Genomic DNA, 512 nt, shown 5'->3' with positions numbered 1-512 from the left:
ATCCGCAGCTTCGGTGATACGTTTAGCCCCGGTACATTTTCGGCGCAGAGTCACTCGACCAGTGAGCTATTACGCACTCTTTGAATGGTGGCTGCTTCTAAGCCAACATCCTGGTTGTCTAAGCAACTCCACATCCTTTTCCACTTAACGTATACTTGGGGACCTTAGCTGGCGGTCTGGGTTGTTTCCCTCTCGACTACGGATCTTATCACTCGCAGTCTGACTCCCAAGGATAAGTATTTGGCATTCGGAGTTTGTCTGAAGTCGGTAACCCGATGAGGGCCCCTCGTCCAAACAGTGCTCTACCTCCAATACTCTCACCTTGAGGCTAGCCCTAAAGCTATTTCGGAGAGAACCAGCTATCTCCAGGTTCGATTGGAATTTCACCCCTACCCACACCTCATCCCCGCATTTTTCAACATACGTGGGTTCGGGCCTCCAGTCAGTGTTACCTGACCTTCACCCTGGACATGGGTAGATCACCTGGTTTCGGGTCTGCGACCTCATACTCA

Annotated in this window: 1 rRNA gene; it reads right to left on the bottom strand. The window is 51.4% G+C overall.

Features of this window, described 5'->3' with window-relative positions:
- Positions 1–512: ribosomal RNA gene (locus AB1L08_RS22545) — 23S ribosomal RNA — on the bottom strand; the annotation flags it as partial.

Origin of the sequence: Siminovitchia jepli, from assembly GCF_047228825.1 — a bacterium.
Lineage (GTDB): Bacteria > Bacillota > Bacilli > Bacillales > Bacillaceae_C > Siminovitchia.
This window is presented reverse-complemented; position numbering and strand designations above follow the sequence as displayed.